General features: G+C 73.6%; 22 protein-coding genes. 12 read left to right on the top strand and 10 right to left on the bottom strand.

The window, feature by feature from the left end; translation table 11 throughout:
- Window positions 1-331: 331 nt before the first annotated feature.
- The 4 genes from ACIF8T_RS05535 (at window position 332) to ACIF8T_RS05520 (ending at window position 2,868) form a co-directional block, all read left to right on the top strand.
- Window positions 332-766 (top strand): hypothetical protein, encoded by a 435-nt coding sequence (locus tag ACIF8T_RS05535; RefSeq protein WP_400031396.1) that lies wholly within the window; start codon window positions 332-334, stop codon window positions 764-766.
- A complete protein-coding gene (locus ACIF8T_RS05530; protein WP_400031394.1) occupies window positions 763-1,503 on the top strand; it encodes an S-adenosylmethionine:tRNA ribosyltransferase-isomerase in 741 nt (246 codons plus the stop codon). Before ACIF8T_RS05535 ends, ACIF8T_RS05530 begins: the two co-directional genes overlap by 4 nt.
- A gap of 102 nt (window positions 1,504-1,605) precedes the next feature.
- The gene (locus tag ACIF8T_RS05525; protein ID WP_400031392.1) at window positions 1,606-1,812 is read left to right on the top strand and encodes an S-adenosylmethionine:tRNA ribosyltransferase-isomerase; all 207 of its coding nucleotides are present in this window, start codon (window positions 1,606-1,608) and stop codon (window positions 1,810-1,812) included.
- Between the two features lie 300 nt (window positions 1,813-2,112).
- Window positions 2,113-2,868, top strand: coding sequence for a transglycosylase SLT domain-containing protein (locus ACIF8T_RS05520; protein ID WP_400031390.1), 756 nt, complete (start codon window positions 2,113-2,115; stop codon window positions 2,866-2,868).
- A gap of 105 nt (window positions 2,869-2,973) precedes the next feature.
- Here ACIF8T_RS05520 and ACIF8T_RS05515 read toward each other — a convergent pair whose 3' ends face one another.
- A complete protein-coding gene (locus ACIF8T_RS05515; protein WP_400031388.1) occupies window positions 2,974-5,511 on the bottom strand; it encodes an FHA domain-containing protein in 2,538 nt (845 codons plus the stop codon).
- Window positions 5,512-5,751: 240 nt separating this feature from the next.
- Between ACIF8T_RS05515 and ACIF8T_RS05510 the strand changes: the two genes are divergently transcribed.
- Both ACIF8T_RS05510 and serB read left to right on the top strand, forming a co-directional pair.
- Window positions 5,752-7,707 carry a streptophobe family protein gene (locus tag ACIF8T_RS05510; RefSeq protein ID WP_400031386.1) on the top strand — a complete coding sequence of 652 codons (1,956 nt, stop codon included), beginning with the start codon at window positions 5,752-5,754 and terminating at the stop codon, window positions 7,705-7,707.
- A gap of 476 nt (window positions 7,708-8,183) precedes the next feature.
- A complete protein-coding gene (serB, locus tag ACIF8T_RS05505; protein WP_400031385.1) occupies window positions 8,184-9,392 on the top strand; it encodes a phosphoserine phosphatase SerB in 1,209 nt (402 codons plus the stop codon).
- A 107-nt stretch (window positions 9,393-9,499) separates the two neighbouring features.
- Here serB and ACIF8T_RS05500 read toward each other — a convergent pair whose 3' ends face one another.
- The 4 genes from ACIF8T_RS05500 to ACIF8T_RS05485 form a co-directional block, all read right to left on the bottom strand.
- The gene (locus ACIF8T_RS05500; protein WP_400031384.1) at window positions 9,500-10,018 is read right to left on the bottom strand and encodes a SixA phosphatase family protein; all 519 of its coding nucleotides are present in this window, start codon (window positions 10,016-10,018) and stop codon (window positions 9,500-9,502) included.
- A gap of 64 nt (window positions 10,019-10,082) precedes the next feature.
- On the bottom strand, window positions 10,083-10,301 hold the full coding sequence (locus ACIF8T_RS05495; protein ID WP_400031383.1) for a hypothetical protein: 219 nt from the start codon (window positions 10,299-10,301) through the stop codon (window positions 10,083-10,085).
- A gap of 181 nt (window positions 10,302-10,482) precedes the next feature.
- Window positions 10,483-10,599: an SGM_5486 family transporter-associated protein gene (locus tag ACIF8T_RS05490; RefSeq protein WP_400031381.1), complete on the bottom strand. Its 117-nt coding sequence runs from the start codon at window positions 10,597-10,599 to the stop codon at window positions 10,483-10,485.
- Window positions 10,600-10,656: 57 nt separating this feature from the next.
- Window positions 10,657-11,967: a CynX/NimT family MFS transporter gene (locus ACIF8T_RS05485; protein ID WP_400031379.1), complete on the bottom strand. Its 1,311-nt coding sequence runs from the start codon at window positions 11,965-11,967 to the stop codon at window positions 10,657-10,659.
- 91 nt (window positions 11,968-12,058) lie between these two features.
- Here ACIF8T_RS05485 and ACIF8T_RS05480 point away from each other — a divergent pair, with 91 nt between their 5' ends.
- A complete protein-coding gene (locus ACIF8T_RS05480; RefSeq protein WP_400031377.1) occupies window positions 12,059-12,751 on the top strand; it encodes a FadR/GntR family transcriptional regulator in 693 nt (230 codons plus the stop codon).
- Here ACIF8T_RS05480 and ACIF8T_RS05475 read toward each other — a convergent pair.
- The 3 genes from ACIF8T_RS05475 to fabG form a co-directional block, all read right to left on the bottom strand.
- Window positions 12,729-13,121, bottom strand: a complete 393-nt coding sequence (locus ACIF8T_RS05475) for a hypothetical protein (RefSeq protein WP_400031375.1) — start codon at window positions 13,119-13,121, stop codon at window positions 12,729-12,731. The genes ACIF8T_RS05480 and ACIF8T_RS05475 overlap by 23 nt on opposite strands.
- Before the next feature lie 162 nt (window positions 13,122-13,283).
- Window positions 13,284-14,051, bottom strand: coding sequence for an enoyl-ACP reductase FabI (gene fabI / locus ACIF8T_RS05470; RefSeq protein ID WP_400031373.1), 768 nt, complete (start codon window positions 14,049-14,051; stop codon window positions 13,284-13,286).
- Window positions 14,052-14,056: 5 nt separating this feature from the next.
- Entirely contained in the window at window positions 14,057-14,776 is a 720-nt protein-coding gene (gene fabG / locus ACIF8T_RS05465; protein ID WP_400031371.1) for a 3-oxoacyl-[acyl-carrier-protein] reductase, read from the bottom strand.
- A 255-nt stretch (window positions 14,777-15,031) separates the two neighbouring features.
- On the opposite strand from fabG, the gene ACIF8T_RS05460 reads away from it, so the two are divergent.
- The 3 genes from ACIF8T_RS05460 (at window position 15,032) to tyrS (ending at window position 19,282) form a co-directional block, all read left to right on the top strand.
- Window positions 15,032-16,555 carry a TldD/PmbA family protein gene (locus tag ACIF8T_RS05460; protein ID WP_400031369.1) on the top strand — a complete coding sequence of 508 codons (1,524 nt, stop codon included), beginning with the start codon at window positions 15,032-15,034 and terminating at the stop codon, window positions 16,553-16,555.
- Entirely contained in the window at window positions 16,552-17,946 is a 1,395-nt protein-coding gene (locus tag ACIF8T_RS05455; RefSeq protein ID WP_400031367.1) for a metallopeptidase TldD-related protein, read from the top strand. Before ACIF8T_RS05460 ends, ACIF8T_RS05455 begins: the two co-directional genes overlap by 4 nt.
- 67 nt (window positions 17,947-18,013) lie before the next feature.
- Window positions 18,014-19,282 (top strand): tyrosine--tRNA ligase, encoded by a 1,269-nt coding sequence (gene tyrS / locus ACIF8T_RS05450; protein WP_400031365.1) that lies wholly within the window; start codon window positions 18,014-18,016, stop codon window positions 19,280-19,282.
- Between the two features lie 58 nt (window positions 19,283-19,340).
- On the opposite strand, the gene ACIF8T_RS05445 is transcribed toward tyrS, so the two are convergent.
- On the bottom strand, window positions 19,341-19,616 hold the full coding sequence (locus ACIF8T_RS05445; RefSeq protein WP_400031363.1) for a GlsB/YeaQ/YmgE family stress response membrane protein: 276 nt from the start codon (window positions 19,614-19,616) through the stop codon (window positions 19,341-19,343).
- A 243-nt stretch (window positions 19,617-19,859) separates the two neighbouring features.
- On the opposite strand from ACIF8T_RS05445, the gene ACIF8T_RS05440 reads away from it, so the two are divergent.
- Both ACIF8T_RS05440 and ACIF8T_RS05435 read left to right on the top strand, forming a co-directional pair.
- On the top strand, window positions 19,860-20,258 hold the full coding sequence (locus tag ACIF8T_RS05440; RefSeq protein WP_400031361.1) for a DUF3099 domain-containing protein: 399 nt from the start codon (window positions 19,860-19,862) through the stop codon (window positions 20,256-20,258).
- A gap of 221 nt (window positions 20,259-20,479) precedes the next feature.
- Complete coding sequence (locus tag ACIF8T_RS05435) at window positions 20,480-20,695, top strand: hypothetical protein (protein WP_400031359.1); 216 nt, start codon at window positions 20,480-20,482, stop codon at window positions 20,693-20,695.
- 80 nt (window positions 20,696-20,775) lie between these two features.
- Here ACIF8T_RS05435 and moaA read toward each other — a convergent pair whose 3' ends face one another.
- Window positions 20,776-21,765, bottom strand: a complete 990-nt coding sequence (gene moaA / locus ACIF8T_RS05430) for a GTP 3',8-cyclase MoaA (protein ID WP_400031357.1) — start codon at window positions 21,763-21,765, stop codon at window positions 20,776-20,778.
- Window positions 21,766-21,801: the final 36 nt, after the last annotated feature.

Here is a 21,801-nt window from a genome sequence, read left to right as displayed (position 1 = left end):
GGTGGCGGCGGCCGGCTGCGCCGGTGGGCCTAGGACGGAGGTCCTGGTTCCCCGCCCCGCACCCGTCGGTCCGGGGAGTGACGTGGGACCGGGTCGTGGGACCGGGGTCGCGGGACCGACGGAGCAGGGCGGGAGGACCCGGTGCCGTGCGGCCCGCGTCCGAGGCGGCCCGGCGGCCGTGTTTCCAGGTCGTGGACACGCCGAGGGAACGAGGGGGCACACCATGCCGGCAGGGATCGTCACGAGGGCTTCGAAGGGGGTGGGGAGGGCGTCCGGCACCGGGCCGGGTCGGTGGAGGCGGTCCGGTGGCCTGGGCCTGGTGGTGCACCACGTGAGCGCGATGGGTGCCGGGCCGCCGGTCCGGTCCTTCCAGGGGCCGCGGCAGGCGCTGGAGGTGAGCGCGGTGGCGGCGCTGGGCCTGGTGCAGGGGGCGCTGCCGCTGCCGCGCGCCGCCCGGGCGGGCACGGTGATCGCGGTGAGCCCGGACGCGGCCGCCGGGGCGTACGGGACGTGGGGCGGCTGCGGCGCGTCCAAGGCGGCCCCGGAGCGGCTCGCGGCCGTGCTCGGGTGGAGGAGCCGAAGCCCTTCCGGCAGGGCGGTCGGTCCCGGGGAGGTGGCCACGGACCTGTGCGCGGCGGCCGTACCGGGGGACGACGGCCCGCGGCCGGAGCCGGTCCGTGTGGTGCCCGCCTTCCCGCGACCGCTGCGGGAGCGCCCGTCGAGCGGCCGGTACGAGGCGTCCGCCCTGCCGGCGGGGCTCCGGTGAGCCCGGCCTCGGGAGTTCCCCCGCGCGGGTCCCTCCCTCGGCGGACGGTGCCGGAGGAGTTGTCCGCGCGCGGGCCCGGGCCGGACCGGGACGCCGTACGGCTGCTGGTCTCGCGGGGTACCGCGGTGGCGCACCACGCGTCCCCGGAGCTGCCGCGGCTGCCGCGGGCCGGGGACCTGCTCGTGGTGAACACGTCGCCCATGCCGGCGGCCGCGGTCGACGGGCGGGCCACGCACGCGCGCGCGTGCGCGCGTACAGGGGAAGGTGAGCCGCTCCAGGAGGCGGGGAGCGGAGGCGTGGGAGGGCTCGCCGGTACGCGGGTGGGCTGCCCCGGGGAGGTGCGGCCGGCGTTGGAGGAGCCGCCGAGCGCGCGCGGTGAGCGGCTGTGGTGGAGCGCGGGCGGCGGGGACGTCCTCGGGCTGCCGCGGGAGTACGGGCGGTCCCTCCGCTGCTCCCGCGCGGAGCGGGACCGGCCGCCGCCGGTGGACCGGACGGTGTTCGCGCCGCCGGCGCCCGGCGGGGCGGGCGGCGCGGAGATGCCGGGCGCGGCACGGCCCTTCACGGCGCGGACGGCGGTGGAGCCGATGAGCCGGGGGTGGCGTTCGCGCCGGTCGCCCTGCACACCGGGGTGGCGTCGGCGGAGGCACCGCAGGAGCCGCCGGGTCCGGAGCGGTTCGCGGTGCCGGAGGCGTCCGCGCGGCTGGTCGACGCGGTCAGGGCGGGCGGTGGCCGGGTGATCGCGGTGGGGACGACGGCCGTGCGGGCCGTGGAGTCGGCGGGGCCGTCCGCGCGCGGGCCGGACGGACGGACCTGGTGGTCACCCCGGAGCGGAGGTGCGGGTGGCGGACGGGCTGCTGACCGGGCTGCACGAGCCGGAGGCCTCGCACCCGCTGACGGTGGAGGCGGTCGCGGGGCGGGCGGCGGTGGACCGGGCGTACGAGGAGGCGATGCGGGCGCGGTACCTGTGGCACGGGTTCGGCGACGTGCGCCTCGTCCTGCCGTTCCGGGCCGCTCACACAGTGCATTGCGCCAGCAACTCGCGGTGAGAACACCGAGGGCCCCATGTGAGCCCGCACATAGGGCGCAGATCACGTACGAAGGACAATAGGAGACAAACAGGACCCGCGTGAACGGGGCGAACAGTCCCGTGTGCCCCGTTTCGCCCACCCCTGATCCACTACCCGGCTTCGTACGTCACACCTTTGCCTGGCGATTTTGCGCCAGCTAAGAATTGCTCCCGTCGCTCAGCGCCGCGGATTCCGGTCCGCGGCGTTCGTGCCGGAAGCACCCTCTGTCCCCCCTGGACGCAGAGCGACCTCCGCGCTACTCGAAGAGGTCCCTTTCCCATGCCCAAGAACCTTCTCAGTCGTGTTCGCAGTCGTGCCGTGACCCGTCACCAGAAGATCGCGACGGCCGGTGTCGCCACCCTCGGCGCCGTTGCCCTCGGCTTCTCGGCCGTGCCCAGCAACGCCTCGACGACCACGGCCGAGGTCGCTCCTGCGGCTCAGGTGGCGGTCAGCTCCGAGAAGATCGACTCCGCGCAGATCAAGGACGTCAAGGCCAGCATCACCGACCAGCTCGCCGGTGCCAGCCTGAAGGCCGAGCAGATCGCGCAGAAGAAGGCCGAGGCGAAGGCCGCCGCGCAGAAGGCCGCCGAGGCCGCGCGGAAGAAGGCCGCCGCCGAGGCCGCGAAGAAGGCCGAGCAGGAGCGGAAGGCCGAGCAGGCCGCGAGCCGCACCGTCCAGCGCGCCGCGCTCAAGAAGGCCGCCGCCAAGGCGTACCCGAACACCCTCGACGGCTGGATCCGCGAGTCCCTCGACATCATGAAGAAGCACGGCATCCCGGGCTCCTACGAGGGCATCCACCGCAACATCATGCGCGAGTCCTCCGGCAACCCGAGGGCCATCAACGACTGGGACATCAACGCCATCAACGGCATCCCGTCCAAGGGCCTGCTCCAGGTCATCCCGCCGACCTTCCAGGCCTACCACGTGCCCGGCACGTCCTGGAACATCTACGACCCGGTCGCCAACATCACCGCCGCCTGCAACTACGCGGCCGACCGGTACGGCTCCATGGACAACGTCAACAGCGCGTACTGAGGCCGGCGCGGACCTCTTCACGCGATCGCGGACGCCGAAGGGCGGCACCCTCCTGACGGGGTGCCGCCCTTCGGGGTCGACGGACCCGGACGCGTGGTGGTGCGCCTACTTCCGCATGACCTCGGGCTCGTGGCGGCGCAGGAAGCGGGCCACGAAGAAGCCGCAGATCACGCCGAGGACGATCAGGGCGGCCATGTCCAGGCCCCAGGTGGCGACGCTGTGCTCCCACAGCGGGTCCTCGTTGCCGGCCTCCTCGGGCGGGCTGATCCTGTTGAAGTCCAGCGTGGCGCCCGCGGCGGCCACCGCCCAGCGCGACGGCATCAGGTACGAGAACTGGTTGACGCCGACCGTGCCGTTCAGGGCGAAGAGGCAGCCGGTGAAGACGACCTGGATGATCGCGAACATCACCAGCAGCGGCATCGTCTTCTCGGCGGTCTTCACCAGCGCGGAGATGATCAGGCCGAACATCATCGAGGTGAAGCCCAGCGCCATGATCGGCAGGGACAGCTCGACGAGCGTGGCGCCGCCGAGGACCAGGCCCTCCTCGGGGATCTCGCGGGTGGAGAAGCCGATGACGCCGACCAGGAGGCCCTGCAGCACGGTGATCATGCCGAGCACGAACACCTTGGACATCAGGTACGCCGAGCGGGACAGGCCGGTGGCGCGCTCCCGCTCGTAGATGACCCGTTCCTTGATCAGCTCGCGGACGGAGTTCGCCGCGCCGGCGAAGCAGGCGCCGACGGCGAGGATCAGCAGGACGGTGGTGGCCGTGCCGTTCGGGATGATCCGGCCGGTCTGCGGGTTGGCCGGGTTCGGCAGCAGGCCGCGGTCCGGGTCGATGAGCAGGCTCACCGCGCCGAGGACGGCCGGCAGGATCACCATCAGGGCCAGGAAGCCCTTGTCGGAGACGATCACCGAGACGTAGCGGCGCACCAGGGTGACGAACTGCGACATCCAGCCCTGCGGCTTCGGCGGCCTGATCGCCTGCATCTGCGGCATCTGTACGGACTGCGGCGCGACGGCGTCGATGTCCGCGGCGTACATCTGGTAGTGCTGCGAGCCCTTCCAGCGGCCCGCCCAGTCGTAGTCGCGGTAGTTCTCGAAGGCGGAGAAGACGTCGGCCCAGGTGTCGTAGCCGAAGAAGTTCAGCGCCTCCTCCGGCGGACCGAAGTACGCCACGGCACCGCCGGGCGCCATCACCAGCAGCTTGTCGCACAGGGCGAGCTCGGCCACGGAGTGGGTGACGACCAGGACCGTGCGGCCGTCGTCGGCGAGGCCGCGCAGCAGCTGCATGACGTCGCGGTCCATGCCCGGGTCGAGGCCGGAGGTCGGCTCGTCCAGGAAGATCAGCGACGGCTTGGTCAGCAGCTCCAGGGCGACCGAGACGCGCTTGCGCTGGCCGCCGGAGAGGGAGGTGACCTTCTTGTCCTTGTGGATGTCGAGCTTCAGCTCGCGCAGCACCTCGTCGATGCGGGCCTCGCGCTCGGCGGCCGTGGTGTCGGCCGGGAAGCGGAGCTTGGCCGCGTACTTGAGGGCCTTCTTGACGGTCAGTTCCTTGTGCAGGATGTCGTCCTGCGGGACCAGACCGATGCGCTGGCGCAGCTCGGCGAACTGCTTGTAGAGGTTGCGGTTGTCGTACAGCACCTCGCCCTGGTTGGCGGGGCGGTAGCCGGTGAGCGCCTTGAGCAGGGTCGACTTGCCGGAGCCGGACGGGCCGATGACCGCGATCAGCGACTTCTCGGGGACGCCGAAGGAGACGTCCTTGAGGATCTGCTTGCCGCCGTCGACCGTGACGGTCAGGTGGCGGGCGGAGAAGGACACCTCACCGGTGTCGACGAACTCCTCCAGCCGGTCGCCGACGATCCGGAACGTCGAGTGGCCGACGCCCACGACGTCGGTGGGGCCGAGGAGTTGCGAGCCGCCCTTGGGGATCGGCTGGCCGTTGACGTACGTGCCGTTGTGCGAGCCGAGGTCGCGGATCTCCATGCGGCCGTCGGGCGTGGAGTGGAACTCGGCGTGGTTGCGCGAGACCTGCAGGTCCGAGACGACCAGGTCGTTCTCCAGGGCACGGCCGATGCGCATGACGCGGCCGAGCGAGAACTGGTGGAACGTGGTCGGGCTGCGGTCGCCGTACACCGGCGGCGCCCCCGCCGCGCCACCGGGGCCCTGCTGCTGCGGGATGTTCGCGGCCGGCCGCTGCGGCTGCTGCCAGCCGGGCTGCGCGGCGGGCGCCTGCTGCTGCGGGGCCTGCTGCTGCGGGGCGGGGGCCTGCGGAGCCCAGCCGGCGTCCGCGCCCTGGGCGGCGAACGGCTGTTGCCGAGGCTGGGCCTGCGGCGCGGCGACGGCGGCCTCGGCGCCGGACAGGTTCACCCGCGGCCCGTCGGTCGCGTTGCCGAGGTGGACCGCCGTGCCCGCCCCGATCTCCAGGTGGTGGATCCGCTGGCCCTGCACGAAGGTGCCGTTGGTGCTGCCGTGGTCCTCGATGACCCAACTGCGGCCGTTGAAGCTGACCGTGGCGTGCCGCCAGGAGACCCTGGCGTCGTCGAACACGACGTCTCCTTGCGGATCGCGTCCGAGCGTGTAAGACCTGGACGGATCGAGCGTCCACGTCCGTCCGTTTGATTGCAGTACGAGTTCCGGCACTCCATGCCCCACTGAGTTGTCCCCCGAATTACCCCCGGCATGGGGAGTCTAGGGATGTCGAACATCGGGGGGAACTATTTCAGGCTCGGCCCCCTGACCGAAAGTCGGGCCTTGTGAAGACCGGGCACGCGGCCCTCGGCCGGATCCGTTGACGGGGTGGAAAACGGCCCGGAGAGTGGTAATCCACGCGAGGGGGACAAGCGCGGCGATCGTGCCGCACCGCGGGTCGGGGGATCTGCCATGGGCGCGTCCACAGGCGTCGGGACGGCCGGGGGCGGCACGCGCGTGCCGTGGGGGGACGTCGTGCTGACCGCGATCGCCTCGGTGAGCTGGGCGTTGATCGGCATGGCGGGCACGGCGGCCGCGGGCCTGCATCTGCTGCGGGCCGACGCGGCGGGCTCGTTGGGGCCGATGACCGCGGCGGTCGTGGCGCTCGGGGCGGGTGGGTCCGTCACACCGTCCGGTGAGGTGTCCGTGTTCGGGCTGACCGGCGCGCGGGCCGACACCGCCGTCGAGATCACGCCACTCGGTGTGAGTCTGGTGGGGGCGCTGCTGCTGTCCTTCTTCTTCCTGCGGTCCCTGCGCACGGCGGGATGCTGGATCTCCCCGGCCGAACTCCTCGCGCGCGCGGGCGCGGTGGTCGCGCTGTTCGTGGCGATGCTGGGCGGTCTGGCCCGGGCGGGGCACGACGTCGTCACCCTCGACGGGAGCTCGCTGGAGCTCGGCGACCTGCCCGGTGCGGACGGGGACGGCGGTGCCGGGGTGCCGGGGCTCGGGGACCTCGGCGGCATCGGGGACGTCGAAGGGCTGCTGCCCGGCCGGATCGGAGACCTCGTCGACGCGCGGGCGGCGGTGGGCTTCACGGTCGACACCGCGCCGACGCTGCTCGGCGGCGCGGTGTGGTCCGCCGGGATCCTGCTCGTCGCGCTGCTGGCCTCGCGCCGCACTCCCCTCCCCCGCGGCTGGGACGCCGTGCACCGGGTCGTGCGGCCCGCCGTGTCCGCGGTGGTGACCGTGCTGCTGCTGGCGGTGGCGGCCGGGCTCGCGGCGGCGGCGTACGCGGCGACCGGGGACGGCCGTCCGCGGCGGATCGCGGGCGCTGCCCTGCTGGGCGCGCCCAACGGGGTCTGGCTCGGCGTCCCGGTCGGCCTGTTCGTGCCGTGGGACGGGCGGTCCACGGGCGAGCTGACCGGGGTGCTGCCGGATCCCCTGGACGAACTGCTGGGCGCGGGCCGGGCGGAGCCGGTCACGCTGGCGCGGCTGGCCGAACTGGAGCCCCGGGTGTGGCTGCTGGGGGTGGCCGCGGCGGTGGCGATGCTGCTGGCGGGAGTGCTCACGGCGGTACGGACGCCCGTGGTGCCCGCGCCCGGGGGCGGGAGCGTGGGGGTCCTGGGTTTCGCGGGGCGGTGCGCGGTGCGGCTCGGGGCCGCCACCGCGCTGGCGCTGCCGCTGCTGACCTGGCTGACGGAGGTGTCGGTGAACGCCTCCCTGTCGGTCCTCGGCTTCGACGCGTTCGGTGCCGGCATCGACATGCGCGGGCACCTCGGCGCGGCGCTGCTGCTGGGCGCGGTGTGGGGTGCGGGGGCGGGTGCCGCGGGGGCGCTGCCGGCGTGGGCGAGCGGGGCGGCCGGGCGGGGGGCGGTGGCGTGGGCGGTGGCCGGGAGCGGTGCGGGGGTGGGCTCGGGAAACGGAGCGGTGCCGGAGGGCGGAGTGGTTCCGGGGACCGGGGCGGGGGCGGCGGGCGCCGGGGGCTCTTGGGGCTCCTGGGGCGGAGCGGGCACCGGGAGTCCGGCGTACGCGGAGCGCCCCGGCCCGTACGAGCCGGGTACGCCGTACCGGCCGCCGGACCCGGCCGCCAACCCGTACCTCCGTGTGCCCGGGGAGCCCCGCCCGCCGCAGGACGCGCGGCCGGGCGGAGCCGGGCCGGGACCGGGCGGTCCGCCCGCGGGGCAGGACGGGACGCGTCCCCCGGGCGGGTCCCGGCGGGACGAGGAGTCCCCGCCCGACGGGGAGGACGGGGACGTGCACGGCGCGCCGACGGTGGCCCGGCCGAGGGGAGCGCCTCCGCGCGGGCCCGGGCGGCCTCCCGCGCCGCGGGCCGGGCAACGACCGCGCTCCCGGCCGGACGACGGGCCGCCGCCCCCGCCGCCGCCTCCCCCGCCGGCATCGCCACGGAGGCCGGGCGGAGGGCGGTGACCCGTCCGTGACGCCCGCGCCGCGGCCCGGACGGAGGGTACGGGCCCCACGACCCCGACGGAGGACGGGCGCCGCGACCCCGACGGAGGGCGCGGGCCCCACGACCCCGACGGAGGGTACGGGCCCCACGACCCGGACGGAGGGCGGGCGCCGCAGCCCGGACGGAGGGTACGGGCGCCGCGACCCCGACCCGGGGGCGGGCCCCGCGACCCGGACGGAGGGCGGGCGCCGCGGCCCGGACGGAGGGTGCGGGCCCCGCGACCCCGACGGGGGTGCGGGTGCCGCGACCCCGACGGGGGCGGGCCCCGCGACCCGAACGGAGGCGGGCCCCGCGACCCGCGGTGCCGGTCCGTGGGGCGTCGGCGGGAGCACGGTGACGCAAGGCGCACGCCACCGACGCGACACCCACTGTTCGCTGTCCGCCAGACGGACCTCGGCGGCGGAAGGCACGGGGTGCCGGATACGGTGGAAGCACCATGAGCGCTTCGCAGACCTCTGACGTTCCCACTCTCCTTGTCAAGATCTTCGGCAAGGACAGGCCGGGCATCACGGCCGGCCTCTTCGACACCCTCGCGGCCTACTCCGTCGACGTGGTCGACATCGAGCAGGTCGTCACCCGTGGCCGGATGGTGCTGTGCGCGCTCGTGACCGAGCCGCCCCAGGGGCTGGAGGGCGACCTGCGGGCGACCGTGCACAGCTGGGCGGAGTCGATGAAGATGCAGGCGGAGATCATCTCCGGCCTCGGCGACAACCGTCCGCGCGGCCTCGGTCGCTCCCTGGTCACCGTCCTCGGCCACCCGCTCACCGCCGAGGCGACGGCGGCCGTCGCCGCCCGCATCACCAAGGCCGGCGGCAACATCGACCGCATCTTCCGGCTCGCCAAGTACCCGGTCACCGCCGTCGAGTTCGCGGTGTCCGGGGTGGAGACCGAGCCGCTGCGCACCACCCTGGTGACCGACGCGGCGAAGCTCGGCGTCGACGTCGCGGTCGTCGGGGCGGGGCTGTACCGGCGGGCCCAGCGCCTGGTCGTCATGGACGTGGACTCGACGCTCATCCAGGACGAGGTCATCGAGCTGTTCGCGGCGCACGCCGGCTGCGAGGACCGGGTCGCCGAGGTGACGGCGGCCGCGATGCGCGGGGAGCTGGACTTCGAGCAGTCGCTGCACGCGCGCGTGGCCCTGCTGGAGGGCCTCGACGCCTCCGTGGTGGACAAGGTGCGCCACGAGGTGCGGCTGACACCGGGTGCCCGCACCCTGATCCGCACGCTGAAGCGGCTCGGCTACCAGGTGGGCGTGGTCTCCGGCGGTTTCACCCAGGTCACGGACGACCTGAAGGAACGGCTGGGGCTGGACTTCGCCCAGGCCAACACGCTGGAGATCGTCGACGGCAAGCTGACCGGCCGGGTCACCGGCGAGATCGTCGACCGGGCGGGCAAGGCGCGGCTGCTGCGCCGGTTCGCCGCCGAGGCGGGGGTGCCGCTGTCGCAGACCGTGGCGATCGGCGACGGTGCCAACGACCTGGACATGCTCAACGCGGCCGGCCTCGGCGTGGCCTTCAACGCCAAGCCGGTCGTGCGCCAGGCCGCGCACACCGCGGTGAACTTCCCCTTCCTGGACACGGTCCTGTACCTGCTGGGCATCACCCGCGAAGAGGTCGAGGCCGCGGACACGCTCGACACCCTCTGAGGCTTCCGCGCATCCCCTGAGGCTTCCGCGCGCGGCGCGCGCACGGGGGGTCCCGCGCGCGGGGCCCGGCACCGCGCCGTGCCGGGCCCCGCGTCACGCCGGGCGGGTCACTCGGTCGGCGCCCAGTAGTCGAGCAGTGTCGCCACGCCGGGCTCCAGGCTCTTCCAGGACCCGGTGAACGACAGGACGGCGAAGGCGGCGGCCGGGAAGCCCCGGCGGCCCATCCGCTCGCCGGCGTCGCCCTCGGCGGAGCCGGCCAGGACCTCCGCGAGGCCGTGCACGCCCGGGTTGTGGCCGACCAGGAGGACGTTCTGCGCGTCGTCGGGCGTCTCGTTGAGCACGGCGATCAGCTCGCCGGGCGAGGCCTCGTAGACCCGCTCCTCGTAGACGGTCCTCGGCCGCTGCGGGAACTCCTGGACGGCGAGTTTCCAGGTCTCGCGGGTCCGGGTCGCGGTCGAGCACAGGGCCAGGTCGAAGGGGATGCCGGTGCCGGCGAGCTTGCGTCCGGCGGCTGCGGCGTCCAGCCGGCCCCGCTCGGCGAGCGGACGCTCGTGGTCGGCGACCTGCGGCCAGTCGGCTTTCGCATGCCGGAAGAGGACGATCCTGCGGGGTTCTGCGACGCTCATGGAACCCAGCTTCGCATGAAACAGGCCACGCGGCGCAGGGAGTTGACCGGCGGCGCGGTGCGGCTCAGCGGGCCGTGAACTGCTGGATACGCTCGAAGAGGTGAGTGATCGAGTAGGTGAGCGCGGGATCGTCGGCGACCGCGTGGGCGTCGGCCGGGTTCAGGATCAGGACGAACAGCGTCACGAAGGCGAGGGCGGGCAGCGCGAGGGCCCACCAGGGCAGCCGGATGTCGACGCCGCCCCGGGTCGCCGGGTGGGGCCGGGTGTGCGTAGGGGCCGGCATGGGTGCCTCCACTGGTCTGCGCGTGGTCCGTGGTCCGTCCCGCGCTCCGCGACGCGCCGCTCGCGGGCACTTCTCGAAGGTACGGAATCCGCGGTCCCCGGCCCATCCGGTGATCCACCCACTCGACCCTGAGCCCCGCCCCCTAGGGGACGGGGGGTTAACCCCACCCCCGGCGGGGCGGTCAGGGGGCCACGAGTGTCGCGATGACGGCGATGACGATGAAGATCGCGAAGAACGAGCCGAAGACGAGGAGCAGCTTCTTCTGGCCGTTCTGGGGGTTCGGGTCGAGCACTGGCATGGGGCAAGTCTCGCATCCCCCGCCCCGGCCCGGCGCCACGGGTCGCCCCTCGGCGGGTCAGCGGGCCGCCTCCTCCTCCACCGTGCGGTCGCGCCCGGCCAGGACGCCCACCACCATCTGCGGGACCATCAGGCCGACCATGAGGGCGAGCGGCAGTCCCCAGCCGCCGCTGTGCTGGTAGAGCACGCCGACCAGGAGCGGGCCCGGGATGGAGATCAGGTAGCCGGTGCTCTGCGCGAAGGCCGACAGCTGGGAGACGCCCGCGCCGGTCCTGGCCCGCATCCCCACCATGGTCAGGGCCAGCGGGAAGGCGCAGTTGGAGACGCCCAGCAGCAGGGCCCACGCCCAGGCGCCGGCGGCCGGGGCGACGTACAGGCCGGCGTATCCGGCCAGTCCGCAGACGCCCAGCGCGACCACGATCGGGCCCTGCCGGGGCAGCCGGGTGGCCAGGCGCGGGATGACGAAGGCCAGCGGCACGCCCATGACCATGGTGACCGCCAGGAGCAGTCCGGCCGTGCCCGCGGGCACGCCCGCGTCCCGGAAGATCTGCGCCATCCAGCCCATCGTGATGTAGGCGGCGGTGGCCTGGAGGCCGAAGAAGACGGCCAGCGCCCAGGCGGTGCGGCTCCGGGTGATCCGCAGCACGGGCGTCTCCCCCGGCCCGGCCCCCTCCCGGGCGGCGTCCCGCGCGGCGGAAGCCCGGCCCCGGTCCCGTACGAACGGCGCCCAGGGCAGCACGGCCGCCGCGGCCAGGGCCGCCCACACGGCGAGGCCGGACTGCCAGTTCCCGCCCAGTGCGCCGGTCAGGGGCACGGTCACCGCGGCGGCGGCCGAGGTGCCGAGGGCGAGGGCCATGGAGTACAGGCCGGTCATGGACCCGACCCGGTCGGGGAACCAGCGCTTGACGATGACCGGCATGAGCACGTTGCTGACCGCGATGCCCATCAGGGCGAGGGCGCTGGCGGCCAGGAAGCCGGGCGTGCCGCCGGCGTACGGGCGGACGAGCAGGCCGGTGGCGATGGCGGCCATGCCGGCGCAGACGACGGCGCCGGCGCCGAAGCGGCGGGCGAGCCGGGGGGCGGTGACCCCGAAGACGGCGAAGCAGAGCGGGGGGACGGAGGTGAGCAGCCCGGCCACGCTGCCGCTCATGCCGAGCCCGTCGCGGACCTCCTCCAGGAGGGCGCCGAGGCTGGTGATGGCGGGGCGGAGGTTGAGGGCGGACAGCACGATGCCGAGGACGATCAGGCGGGTCGTCCACGTGCGCGCGGCGGGGCCGCCGGGCTCGGGGCCGCCGGGCTTCCGGGCGTCCGGCGCGGCCGAGGTGCGTACGGTCGGGGACGTCGGCGTCCGGGTTTCCTCACTAGCCATGAGGCCCATCATAGAATCATAGGATGATTGGTTGTCGAGTGCCCAGGGCCCTCCGGCGCCGGCCGGTGCCCGCCGTGTGCGAAGGTGTGCCATGCCTCTGAGCCACCCCCGTCGTTCGGCCCTGTCCGAACAGGTCATCGCAGCGCTGCGCGCCCAGATCACGTCGGGCGAGTGGCCGGTCGGGTCCCGGATCCCGACGGAACCCGAGCTGGTCGAGCAGCTGGGCGTCGCCCGCAACACGGTCCGCGAGGCCGTCCGCGCGCTCGCGCACAACGGTCTGCTGGACATCCGCCAGGGATCGGGCACGTACGTGGTGGCCACCAGCGAGCTGGCGGGCGTGATGCACCGCCGCTTCGCCGGCGCCGACCCCCGGCACATCGCCGAGCTGCGCTCCGCGCTGGAGTCGTCCGCCGCGCGGCTGGCGGCGGAGCGGCGCACGGAGAAGGACCTCAAGCAGCTGGACGCGCTGCTGCTGCGGCGCGAGGAGGCCTGGGAGTCGGGCGACGCCGAGGCGTTCGTGGCGGCGGACGCGACCTTCCACCTGGCCGTCGTGGCCGCCTCCCACAACGACGCCGTGACGGCGGTCTACGCGGACCTGGGCGAGGTGCTGCGGGACTGGCTGCGCGCGGACGTCGGCGAGGAGCTGACGCCCGAGACGTACATGGACCACGGGCGGCTGGTCGACGCCATCCGGGCGGGCGACGCGGCCACCGCGGCCGCGGAGGCCGCCGGGTACCCGTTCCTGTGCCGTCCGGGGCGGTTCAGTCCGCCCGCCGGTGACTGACCCACACCGGGCCGACCTCCTTCCAGCAGCGGCCGGCCAGCCGCACGGTCTCCGCGGGCCCGGCGTCCACCGGGGAGCCGTCGCTGTCGAGGTCCCACCATCGGACGCACTCGACGTGCAGGCTGACCCGGTCGGTGTCCGGATAGGGGTTGTGGCAGTACGCGGTCACCTCGGAGCCGGTGACGCGGATGCGGCACGCGGCGCCGAACGGCGCGTCCGACGGCTCGTCGGCCGGCTCGTCGGCCGGCTCGTCGGACGCGGTGCCCGCGGCGGGCACGCGCACGTGGGACAGCGCCTCGTGCGGCAGGGCCAGCACGAGACCGGCGGCTACGGCGACGGTCACTGAGGCGACTCGGTGGGACAAGCGCACAAGGGGACCTCCTCGGCCGTGCTGGGGAGGGGATCGCGTGGTGGACCTGCCTCTCCAGGGTGCGCCGGCACCTGCCGTGCCGCCCGGCCGGATGAGCCGTCCGGGTGACGGGCGAAGGGCCCGCACCCGGTCGGGTGCGGGCCCTTCGCGGACCGTCCGTGATCAGGCGCCGATGGCGTGCAGGCCGCCGTCCACGTGGATGATCTCGCCCGTGGTCTTCGGGAACCAGTCGCTCAGCAGCGCGACGACCCCGCGGCCGGCCGGCTCCGGGTCCTTCAGGTCCCACTCCAGCGGGGCGCGGGTGTCCCAGACGGACGCCAGCTCGTCGAAGCCGGGAATGGACTTGGCGGCCATCGAGCCGATCGGGCCGGCCGAGACGAGGTTGCAGCGGATGTTCTGCTTGCCCAGGTCGCGGGCCATGTAGCGGCTGGTGGCCTCCAGGGCGGCCTTGGCCGGGCCCATCCAGTCGTACTGCGGCCAGGCGTACTGGGCGTCGAAGGTGAGGCCGACGACGGAGCCGCCGTTCTGCATCAGCGGCAGGCACGCCATGGTGAGCGACTTCAGGGAGAACGCCGAGACGTGCATCGCGGTGGCGACGGACTCGAAGGGCGTGTTCAGGAAGTTGCCGCCGAGGGCGTCCTGCGGGGCGAAGCCGACGGAGTGGACGACGCCGTCGAGGCCGCCGAGCTCCTCGCCGACGACGTCCGCGAGGCGGCCGAGGTGCTCGTCGTTCGTCACGTCGAGCTCGATGACCTTGGTGGGCTTCGGCAGCTTCTTGGCGATGCGCTCGGTCAGCGTGGGCCGCGGGAACGCGGTCAGGATGATCTCGGCACCCTGCTCCTGGGCCAGCTTGGCGGTGTGGAAGGCGATGGAGGACTCCATCAGCACACCGGTGATCAGGACGCGCTTGCCCTCGAGAATTCCGCTCATGGTGATCAGTGACCCATTCCCAGTCCGCCGTCAACGGGGATGACGGCTCCAGTGATGTACGAGGCGTCGTCCGAGGCGAGGAACCGCACCGTCGCGGCGATCTCCTCCGGCTGCGCGTACCGGCCGAGCGGCACCTGCGAGACGATGCCCGCGCGCTGCTCGTCGGTGAGGACCTTGGTCATGTCGGTGTCGACGAAGCCGGGCGCGACGACGTTGAAGGTGATGTTGCGCGAGCCCAGCTCACGGGCGAGGGAACGCGCGAAGCCGACCAGGCCGGCCTTGGAGGCGGCGTAGTTCGCCTGCCCCGCGGAGCCGAGCAGCCCGACGACCGAGGAGATGAGCACGACGCGGCCCTTCTTGGCGCGCAGCATGGCGCGGTTGGCGCGCTTGACGACGCGGAAGGTGCCGGTGAGGTTGGTGTCGAGGACGGAGGTGAAGTCCTCCTCGGACATGCGCATCAGGAGCTGGTCCTTGGTGATGCCCGCGTTGGCGACCAGGACCTCGACCGGGCCGTGCGCGTCCTCGATCTCCTTGTAGGCCTGCTCCACCTGCTCGGCGTCGGTGATGTCGCACTTGACGGCCAGGCAGCCCCGTTCCGTCAGGGCGGCGGGCGGCTCACCCGAGCGGTACGTGATCGCGACCTTGTCGCCGGCGTCGGCGAACGCGCGGGCGATGGCGAGGCCGATGCCCCGGTTGCCTCCGGTGACGAGAACCGAGCGGCTCAACGGATCACCCTTTCCATAACGGTCCGGTACCCGCCCGAGCACCTGGACGACAGGTGGCGATGAACAGGCGGCTTCCTCGAAAACCTATCGGTCGGGGAGCGCGCGGGAACAATCGGGCACCCACAGTGGCTCGGGGGCCGCACTGTCGGATCCCTACAGAAACGTCCCGGCCGGGGGAGCAAACGTGTGGTCCCCGCACGGACGCACGCGACATGATCGGGGCACCCACAGGTCACACGACAGGGAGAGACCTCGGTGCCTCATACGATCGACGAAGCCTTCACGGCACTTCCCCTACGCGCCCTCGCCGACGCCGCCCTGGCACGCGCGCGTGCGCTCGGGGCCGAGCACGCCGACTTCCGGCTGGAGCGGGTGCGCAGCGCGTCCTGGCGGTTCCGGGACGCCCGGCCCGCCGGCTCGTCGGACACCACCGACCTCGGCTACGCGGTGCGCGTCGTGCACGGCGGCACCTGGGGGTTCGCCTCCGGTGTCGACCTGACGATGGACGCCGCCGCCAGGGTCGCCTCCCAGGCCGTGGCCATGGCGAAGCTGTCCGCCGAGGTGATCAGGGCGGCCGGGTCGGAGGAGCGCGTCGAGCTCGCCGACGAGCCGGTGCACGCCGACCGGACGTGGATCTCGTCGTACGGGATCGACCCGTTCGCCGTGCCCGACGAGGAGAAGGCCGGGCTGCTGGCGGAGTGGAGCGCGCGGCTGCTGGCGGCCGGCGGGGTGGACCACGTCGACGCCTCGCTGCTCACCGTGCACGAGAACAAGTTCTACGCGGACACGGCCGGGACCTCGACCACGCAGCAGCGGGTGCGGCTGCACCCGGTGTTCACCGCGGTGTCGGTGGACGGCTCCAGCGGCGAGTTCGACTCCATGCGCACGCTCGCGCCGCCCGCGGGACGCGGCTGGGAGTACCTGACGGGCACCGGCTGGGACTGGGACGCGGAGCTGGAGCGGATCCCGGAGCTGCTCGCCGAGAAGATGCGGGCGCCGAGCGTGGAGCCGGGGCTGTACGACCTGGTCGTCGACCCGTCCAACCTGTGGCTGACCATCCACGAGTCCATCGGGCACGCCACCGAGCTGGACCGGGCGCTGGGCTACGAGGCGGCGTACGCCGGGACCTCGTTCGCCACCTTCGACCGGCTGGGGAAGCTGCGGTACGGCTCGGAGCTGATGAACGTGACCGGCGACCGCACCGCCGAGCACGGCCTGGCGACCGTCGGGTACGACGACGAGGGCGTCGAGGCGCAGTCCTGGGACCTGGTCAAGGACGGCATCCTGGTCGGCTACCAGCTGGACCGGCGGATCGCGAGGCTGACCGGGCTCGGGCGGTCCAACGGGTGCGCGTTCGCCGACTCCCCCGCGCACGTGCCGGTGCAGCGCATGGCCAACGTCTCGCTCCGGCCGGACCCCGCCGGGATGTCCACGGAGGACCTGATCGGCAGCGTCGACCGGGGCATCTACGTCGTCGGCGACCGGTCCTGGTCGATCGACATGCAGCGGTACAACTTCCAGTTCACCGGCCAGCGGTTCTTCCGGATCGAGAACGGGCGGCTCGCCGGGCAGCTGCGGGACGTGGCCTACCAGGCGACGACCACCGACTTCTGGGGGTCCATGGCGGCCGTCGGCGGCCCGCAGACGTACGTCCTGGGCGGCGCCTTCAACTGCGGCAAGGCCCAGCCCGGGCAGGTGGCCGCGGTCTCGCACGGCTGCCCCTCCGCCCTGTTCCAGGGCGTCAACATCCTCAACACCACGCAGGAGGCCGGCCGATGAGCCCGCGTACCCACCAGCCGCACGAGGTCGTCGAGCGCGCCCTCGACCTGTCGCGGGCCGACGGCTGCGTGGTGATCGCCGACGAGCGGTCGACCGCGAACCTGCGCTGGGCGGGCAACGCCCTGACGACGAACGGCGTCACCCGCGGACGCACCCTCACCGTGATCGCGACCGTCGACGGCGCCCAGGGCACGGCCTCCGGTGTGGTGTCGCGGTCCGCCGTGACCGTGGACGAGCTGGAGCCGCTGGTACGGGCCGCCGAGGCCGCCGCGCGCGGCGCCGGGCCCGCCGAGGACGCGCAGCCGCTGGTCACGGGCGTGCCGGCGTCCCCGGACTTCGCGGACGCGCCCGCCGAGACCTCCTCCGCGGTCTTCGCCGGCTTCGCCCCGGCCCTCGGCGAGGCGTTCGCCCGCGCGCGGGCGGGCGGCCGGGAGCTGTACGGCTTCGCCCACCACGAGCTCGTCTCCACCTACGTCGGCACGTCGACGGGGCTGCGGCTGCGGCACGACCAGCCCAACGGGACGCTGGAGCTGAACGCCAAGTCCCCGGACCGCACGCGTTCGGCGTGGGCGGGGCACTCGACGCGCGACTTCACGGACGTCGACCCGGTGGCGCTGGACGCGGAGCTGGCCGTGCGCCTCGGCTGGGCCGAGCGGCGCGTCGAGCTGCCCGCCGGCCGCTACGAGACGCTGCTGCCGCCGACCGCCGTCGCGGACCTGCTGATCTACCAGATGTGGTCGGCGTCGGGCCGGGACGCGGTGGAGGGCCGCACGGTGTTCTCCCGGCCGGGCGGCGGGACGCGTCTCGGCGACACCCTGGCCGGGCTGCCGCTGACCCTGCGCAGCGACCCCGGCGAGCCGGGCCTGGAGTCGGCGCCGTTCGTGATCGCGCACTCCTCCGGGAGCGACCGGTCGGTGTTCGACAACGGGCTGCCGCTCGCGCCCACCGAGTGGGTGCGCGCGGGCGAGCTGCGGCACCTGACGACCAACCGGCACACCGCGGGCCTGACCGGGCTGCCGCTGGCCCCGGCCATCGACAACCTGGTCCTCGACGGGGGCGAGGACCGCTCCCTGGAGGAGATGGTCGCGGCCACCGGGCGCGGGCTGCTGCTGACCTGCCTGTGGTACATCCGGGAGGTCGATCCGGCGACGCTGCTGCTCACCGGGCTGACCCGGGACGGCGTCTACCTCGTCGAGAACGGCGAGGTGACCGGGGAGGTCAACAACTTCCGGTTCAACGAGTCGCCGGTGAGCGTGCTGGGACGGGCGACGGAGGCGGGCCGCACGCAGAAGACGCTGCCCCGGGAGTGGAGCGACTGGTTCACCAGGGCGGCGATGCCGCCGCTGCGCATCCCGGATTTCAATATGAGCTCTGTCAGCCAGGGCGTATAACCTCGTAGGCGTCCGCGGCCGGACGCAGGTCCGGCCGCCCGAAGACCACCGAGGAGACACGAGCACCGTGACGGACATCGTCGACGAGCTGAAGTGGCGTGGGCTGTTCGCCCTGTCCACTGACGAGGACGCTTTGCGCAAGGCGCTCGCGGACGGTCCTGTCACGTTCTATTGCGGTTTCGACCCGACCGCGCCGTCGCTGCACGTGGGGCACCTGGTGCAGGTGCTCACCGTGCGCCGGCTCCAGCAGGCCGGGCACCGGCCGCTGGCCCTGGTCGGCGGTGCCACCGGCCTGATCGGCGACCCCCGCCCGACGGCGGAGCGCACGCTGAACGACCCGGAGACGGTCGCCGGCTGGGTGGACCGGCTGCGCGGCCAGATCGAGCCGTTCCTGTCCTTCGAGGGCGAGAACGCCGCGGTCATGGTCAACAACCTCGACTGGACGCAGAACCTGTCCGCGATCGAGTTCCTGCGCGACATCGGCAAGCACTTCCGGGTCAACAAGATGCTGACCAAGGACTCCGTGGCCCGGCGCCTGGAGTCCTCGGAGGGCATCAGCTACACGGAGTTCAGCTACCAGCTCCTGCAGGGCATGGACTTCCTCCAGCTCTACCGGCGCTACGGCTGCACGCTCCAGCAGGGCGGCAGCGACCAGTGGGGCAACCTCACGGCGGGCCTGGACCTGATCCACCGCCTGGAGCCCGACGCCACCGTCCACGCCCTGGCCACGCCGCTGATGACGAAGGCGGACGGCACCAAGTTCGGCAAGACCGAGGGCGGCGCCGTCTGGCTCGACCCGGAGATGACCACGCCGTACGCGTTCTACCAGTTCTGGCTGAACGTGGACGACCGGGACATCTCCCGGTACATGCGGATCCTGTCCTTCAGGTCCCGGGAGGAACTGGAGGAGCTGGAGAGGCAGACGGAGGAGCGTCCGCAGGCCCGGGCCGCGCAGCGGGCCCTCGCCGAGGAGCTGACGACGCTGGTGCACGGCGCCGGGCAGACGGCCGCCGTGATCGCCGCGTCCAAGGCCCTCTTCGGCCAGGGCGAGCTCGCGGGGCTCGACGAGCGGACGCTGGCGGCGGCCCTCGCGGAGGTGCCGCACGTCCGGGTCGCCGAGCTCGGCCCGGTCGTGGACCTGTTCGCCGAGGTCGGCCTGGTGGCCAGCAAGTCGGCCGCCCGCCGCACGGTGAAGGAGGGCGGCGCGTACGTGAACAACGTCAAGGTCGCCGCCGAGGACGCGGTCCCCGCCGAGGAGGACCTGATCCACGGGCGCTGGCTGGTGCTGCGCCGCGGCAAGAAGAACCTGGCCGCGGTGGAGGTCACGGGCGCCTGAGCCGGCGGCACGGGTGTGCGAAGGGGGCGGCTTCCGGTTCCGGGGCCGCCCCTTTCGGTCAGGCTCTGCGCCTGCTGCTCCTCATTCCGGCCCAGGCCCGGTCGCCGAGGCCGACCAGGACGACGGCGGCGACCAGCTGGAAGACGTGCCGCCACCAGTCGATGCCCGCCGTCGCGTCGACGCCGGCCGCCCGCGCGATCGCGTTGCCGGCGATGGCACCGACGATGCCCAGGATCGTCGTGAGCCACAGGGGGATGTGCTGCTTGCCGGGAAGGATCGCCTTGGCGATCAGCCCGAGCACCAATCCGACGACGATCGCCCACAACCAGCCCATGGCTGCCTCCTCGTCCCGCTCGACGTCAGCCTTGAGGCCAGTGTCGGTCCCGGTGGCCCCCCGCGCATGCCGGGCGGATCCGCACGCGGCGGGCGCGCGCCGTTCGCGCGGGCAACGGGCCCCGGTCTCGTGGCCGCCGCGGCCGCGGCGTACCGTGGAGAGGTCCGGGCCCTGGTACCCCGACCGGCCACGGACCGGGTGAAGGGGCGCAGAGAGTCCCCTACGGGCGGATGGTGGAATGTGATGCGGAAGCAACGCGACGGCGGCAACGTCCAGGTGTTCCGGATCACCGGCGCCCGGACCGGCCTCCAGGAGGACGTGCGCGGGCGGCAGCGCCGGTACGTGATCTCGATGACGGTCCGTACCCTCTCGGTGATCCTCGCGGCCACGCTCTGGAACGTCGAACGGCACGTGGCCGTGGTGGCCCTGGTCCTCGGGGCGGTCCTGCCCTACATCGCGGTGGTGATCGCCAACGCCGGGCGCGAGAACGCGCCGTCGCTGCCGTCGACGTTCGTGGTGCCCCCGCTGCGGCCGATGATCGAGCAGCCGCGGACGAACGACGGCCACGGGGAACCCGCCGCGGAAGATGTGGTGTCCCCGCCGGCACCGGGCGCACGAACGGAGCCGCGGGAGCGGTCCTGATCGCGGAGCACGTGCGGGGCGTACGTCAAGGAGACGTCATTTCCCCGCCAGGCTCAAGAAAAGCTCAGATCAATCATGTTGTTCCGGTGCCGGGCGAAGGCCCACCCGTGACATACTTCGTACGCGCTCCGCATCCCCCGTCGGAGCGACGGACCGACGCCGGGCAGCTCCCCCCGTGGCTGCTCGGCGTCGCCTTGTCTGCGGACCTGTGAGACGAATCAGTGAGTGACGAGACCCCGATCTGCTCCGCCAAGGGCTGCCGTGCCGACGCCGTGTGGGTGCTGGCGTGGAACAACCCGAAGATCCACACGCCGGAGCGGCGCAAGACGTGGCTCGCGTGCGAGGAGCACCGTGAGCACCTGTCGCAGTTCCTCGGGGTGCGAGGGTTCCTGAAGGACGTCGTGGCGCTCGAGGAGTGGGAAGCGCGCGACGCCTGAGGCGCGCGGGCTGTGCCGGTCGTCCCGCGGGTGCGGGACCGCGGGGGCCGGCCGCGCCGTCCCCCGCGCCCCCGGCTCCTTCAGCCGCCGATCGCCGACATGGGGCGGTCCGGCTGGACGAAGGACGGGTCGTCGAGGCCCGCGCCCGCCTTCTTGCCCCACATGGCCAGCTTCCAGATGCGGGCGATCTCCTCGTCGGGGGCGCCGGAGCGCAGGGCGGCGCGCAGGTCGGTCTCCTCGGTGGCGAACAGGCAGGTGCGGACCTGGCCGTCGGCGGTGAGGCGGGTGCGGTCGCAGGCGGAGCAGAACGGGCGGGTGACGGAGGCGATGACGCCGACGCGGTGCGGTCCGCCGTCGACCAGCCAGCGCTCGGCCGGTGCCGAGCCGCGCGCCTCGTCGCCCTCGGCGGTCAGCTCGAAGCGGGTGCGCAGCGAGGCGAGGATGTCGCCGGCGGTGATCATCCCGTCGCGCTTCCAGCCGTGCTGGGCGTCCAGGGGCATCTGCTCGATGAAGCGCAGCTCGTAGTCGTGCTCGACCGCCCAGGCGAGCAGGTCGGGGGCCTCGTCCTCGTTGAGGCCCGGCATGAGGACCGAGTTGACCTTGACCGGGGTGAGGCCGGCCTCGCGGGCGGCGTGCAGGCCCTCGATGACGTCGTGGTGGCGGTCGCGGCGGGTGAGGGTCTTGAAGACGTCCGGGCGCAGGGTGTCGAGGGAGACGTTGACCCGGTCCAGGCCGGCCGCCTTCAGGGCGGCCGCGGTGCGCTTCAGGCCGATGCCGTTGGTGGTGAGGGACATCTGGGGGCGGGGGGCGAGGGCCGCGACGCGCTCGACGATGCCGACCAGGCCGGGGCGCAGCAGGGGCTCGCCGCCGGTGAAGCGGACCTCCTCGATGCCGAGGGAGGTCACCGCGATGCCGACGAGGCGGACGATCTCGTCGTCGGTGAGCAGGTCCGGCTTGGCCAGCCACTGCAGGCCCTCCTCGGGCATGCAGTAGGTGCAGCGCAGGTTGCACCGGTCGGTCAGCGAGACCCTCAGGTCGGTGGCCACCCGGCCGTAGGTGTCGATGAGCACGTGGGCCCCCTCCCTCGTACGCGGAACGTGCGCGCG

Origin of the sequence: Streptomyces sp. NPDC085946 (genome assembly GCF_044540485.1) — a bacterium.
GTDB lineage: Bacteria > Actinomycetota > Actinomycetes > Streptomycetales > Streptomycetaceae > Streptomyces.
The sequence above is the reverse complement of the archived record's forward strand: the minus strand, read 5'-3'. Positions and strand labels throughout refer to the sequence as shown.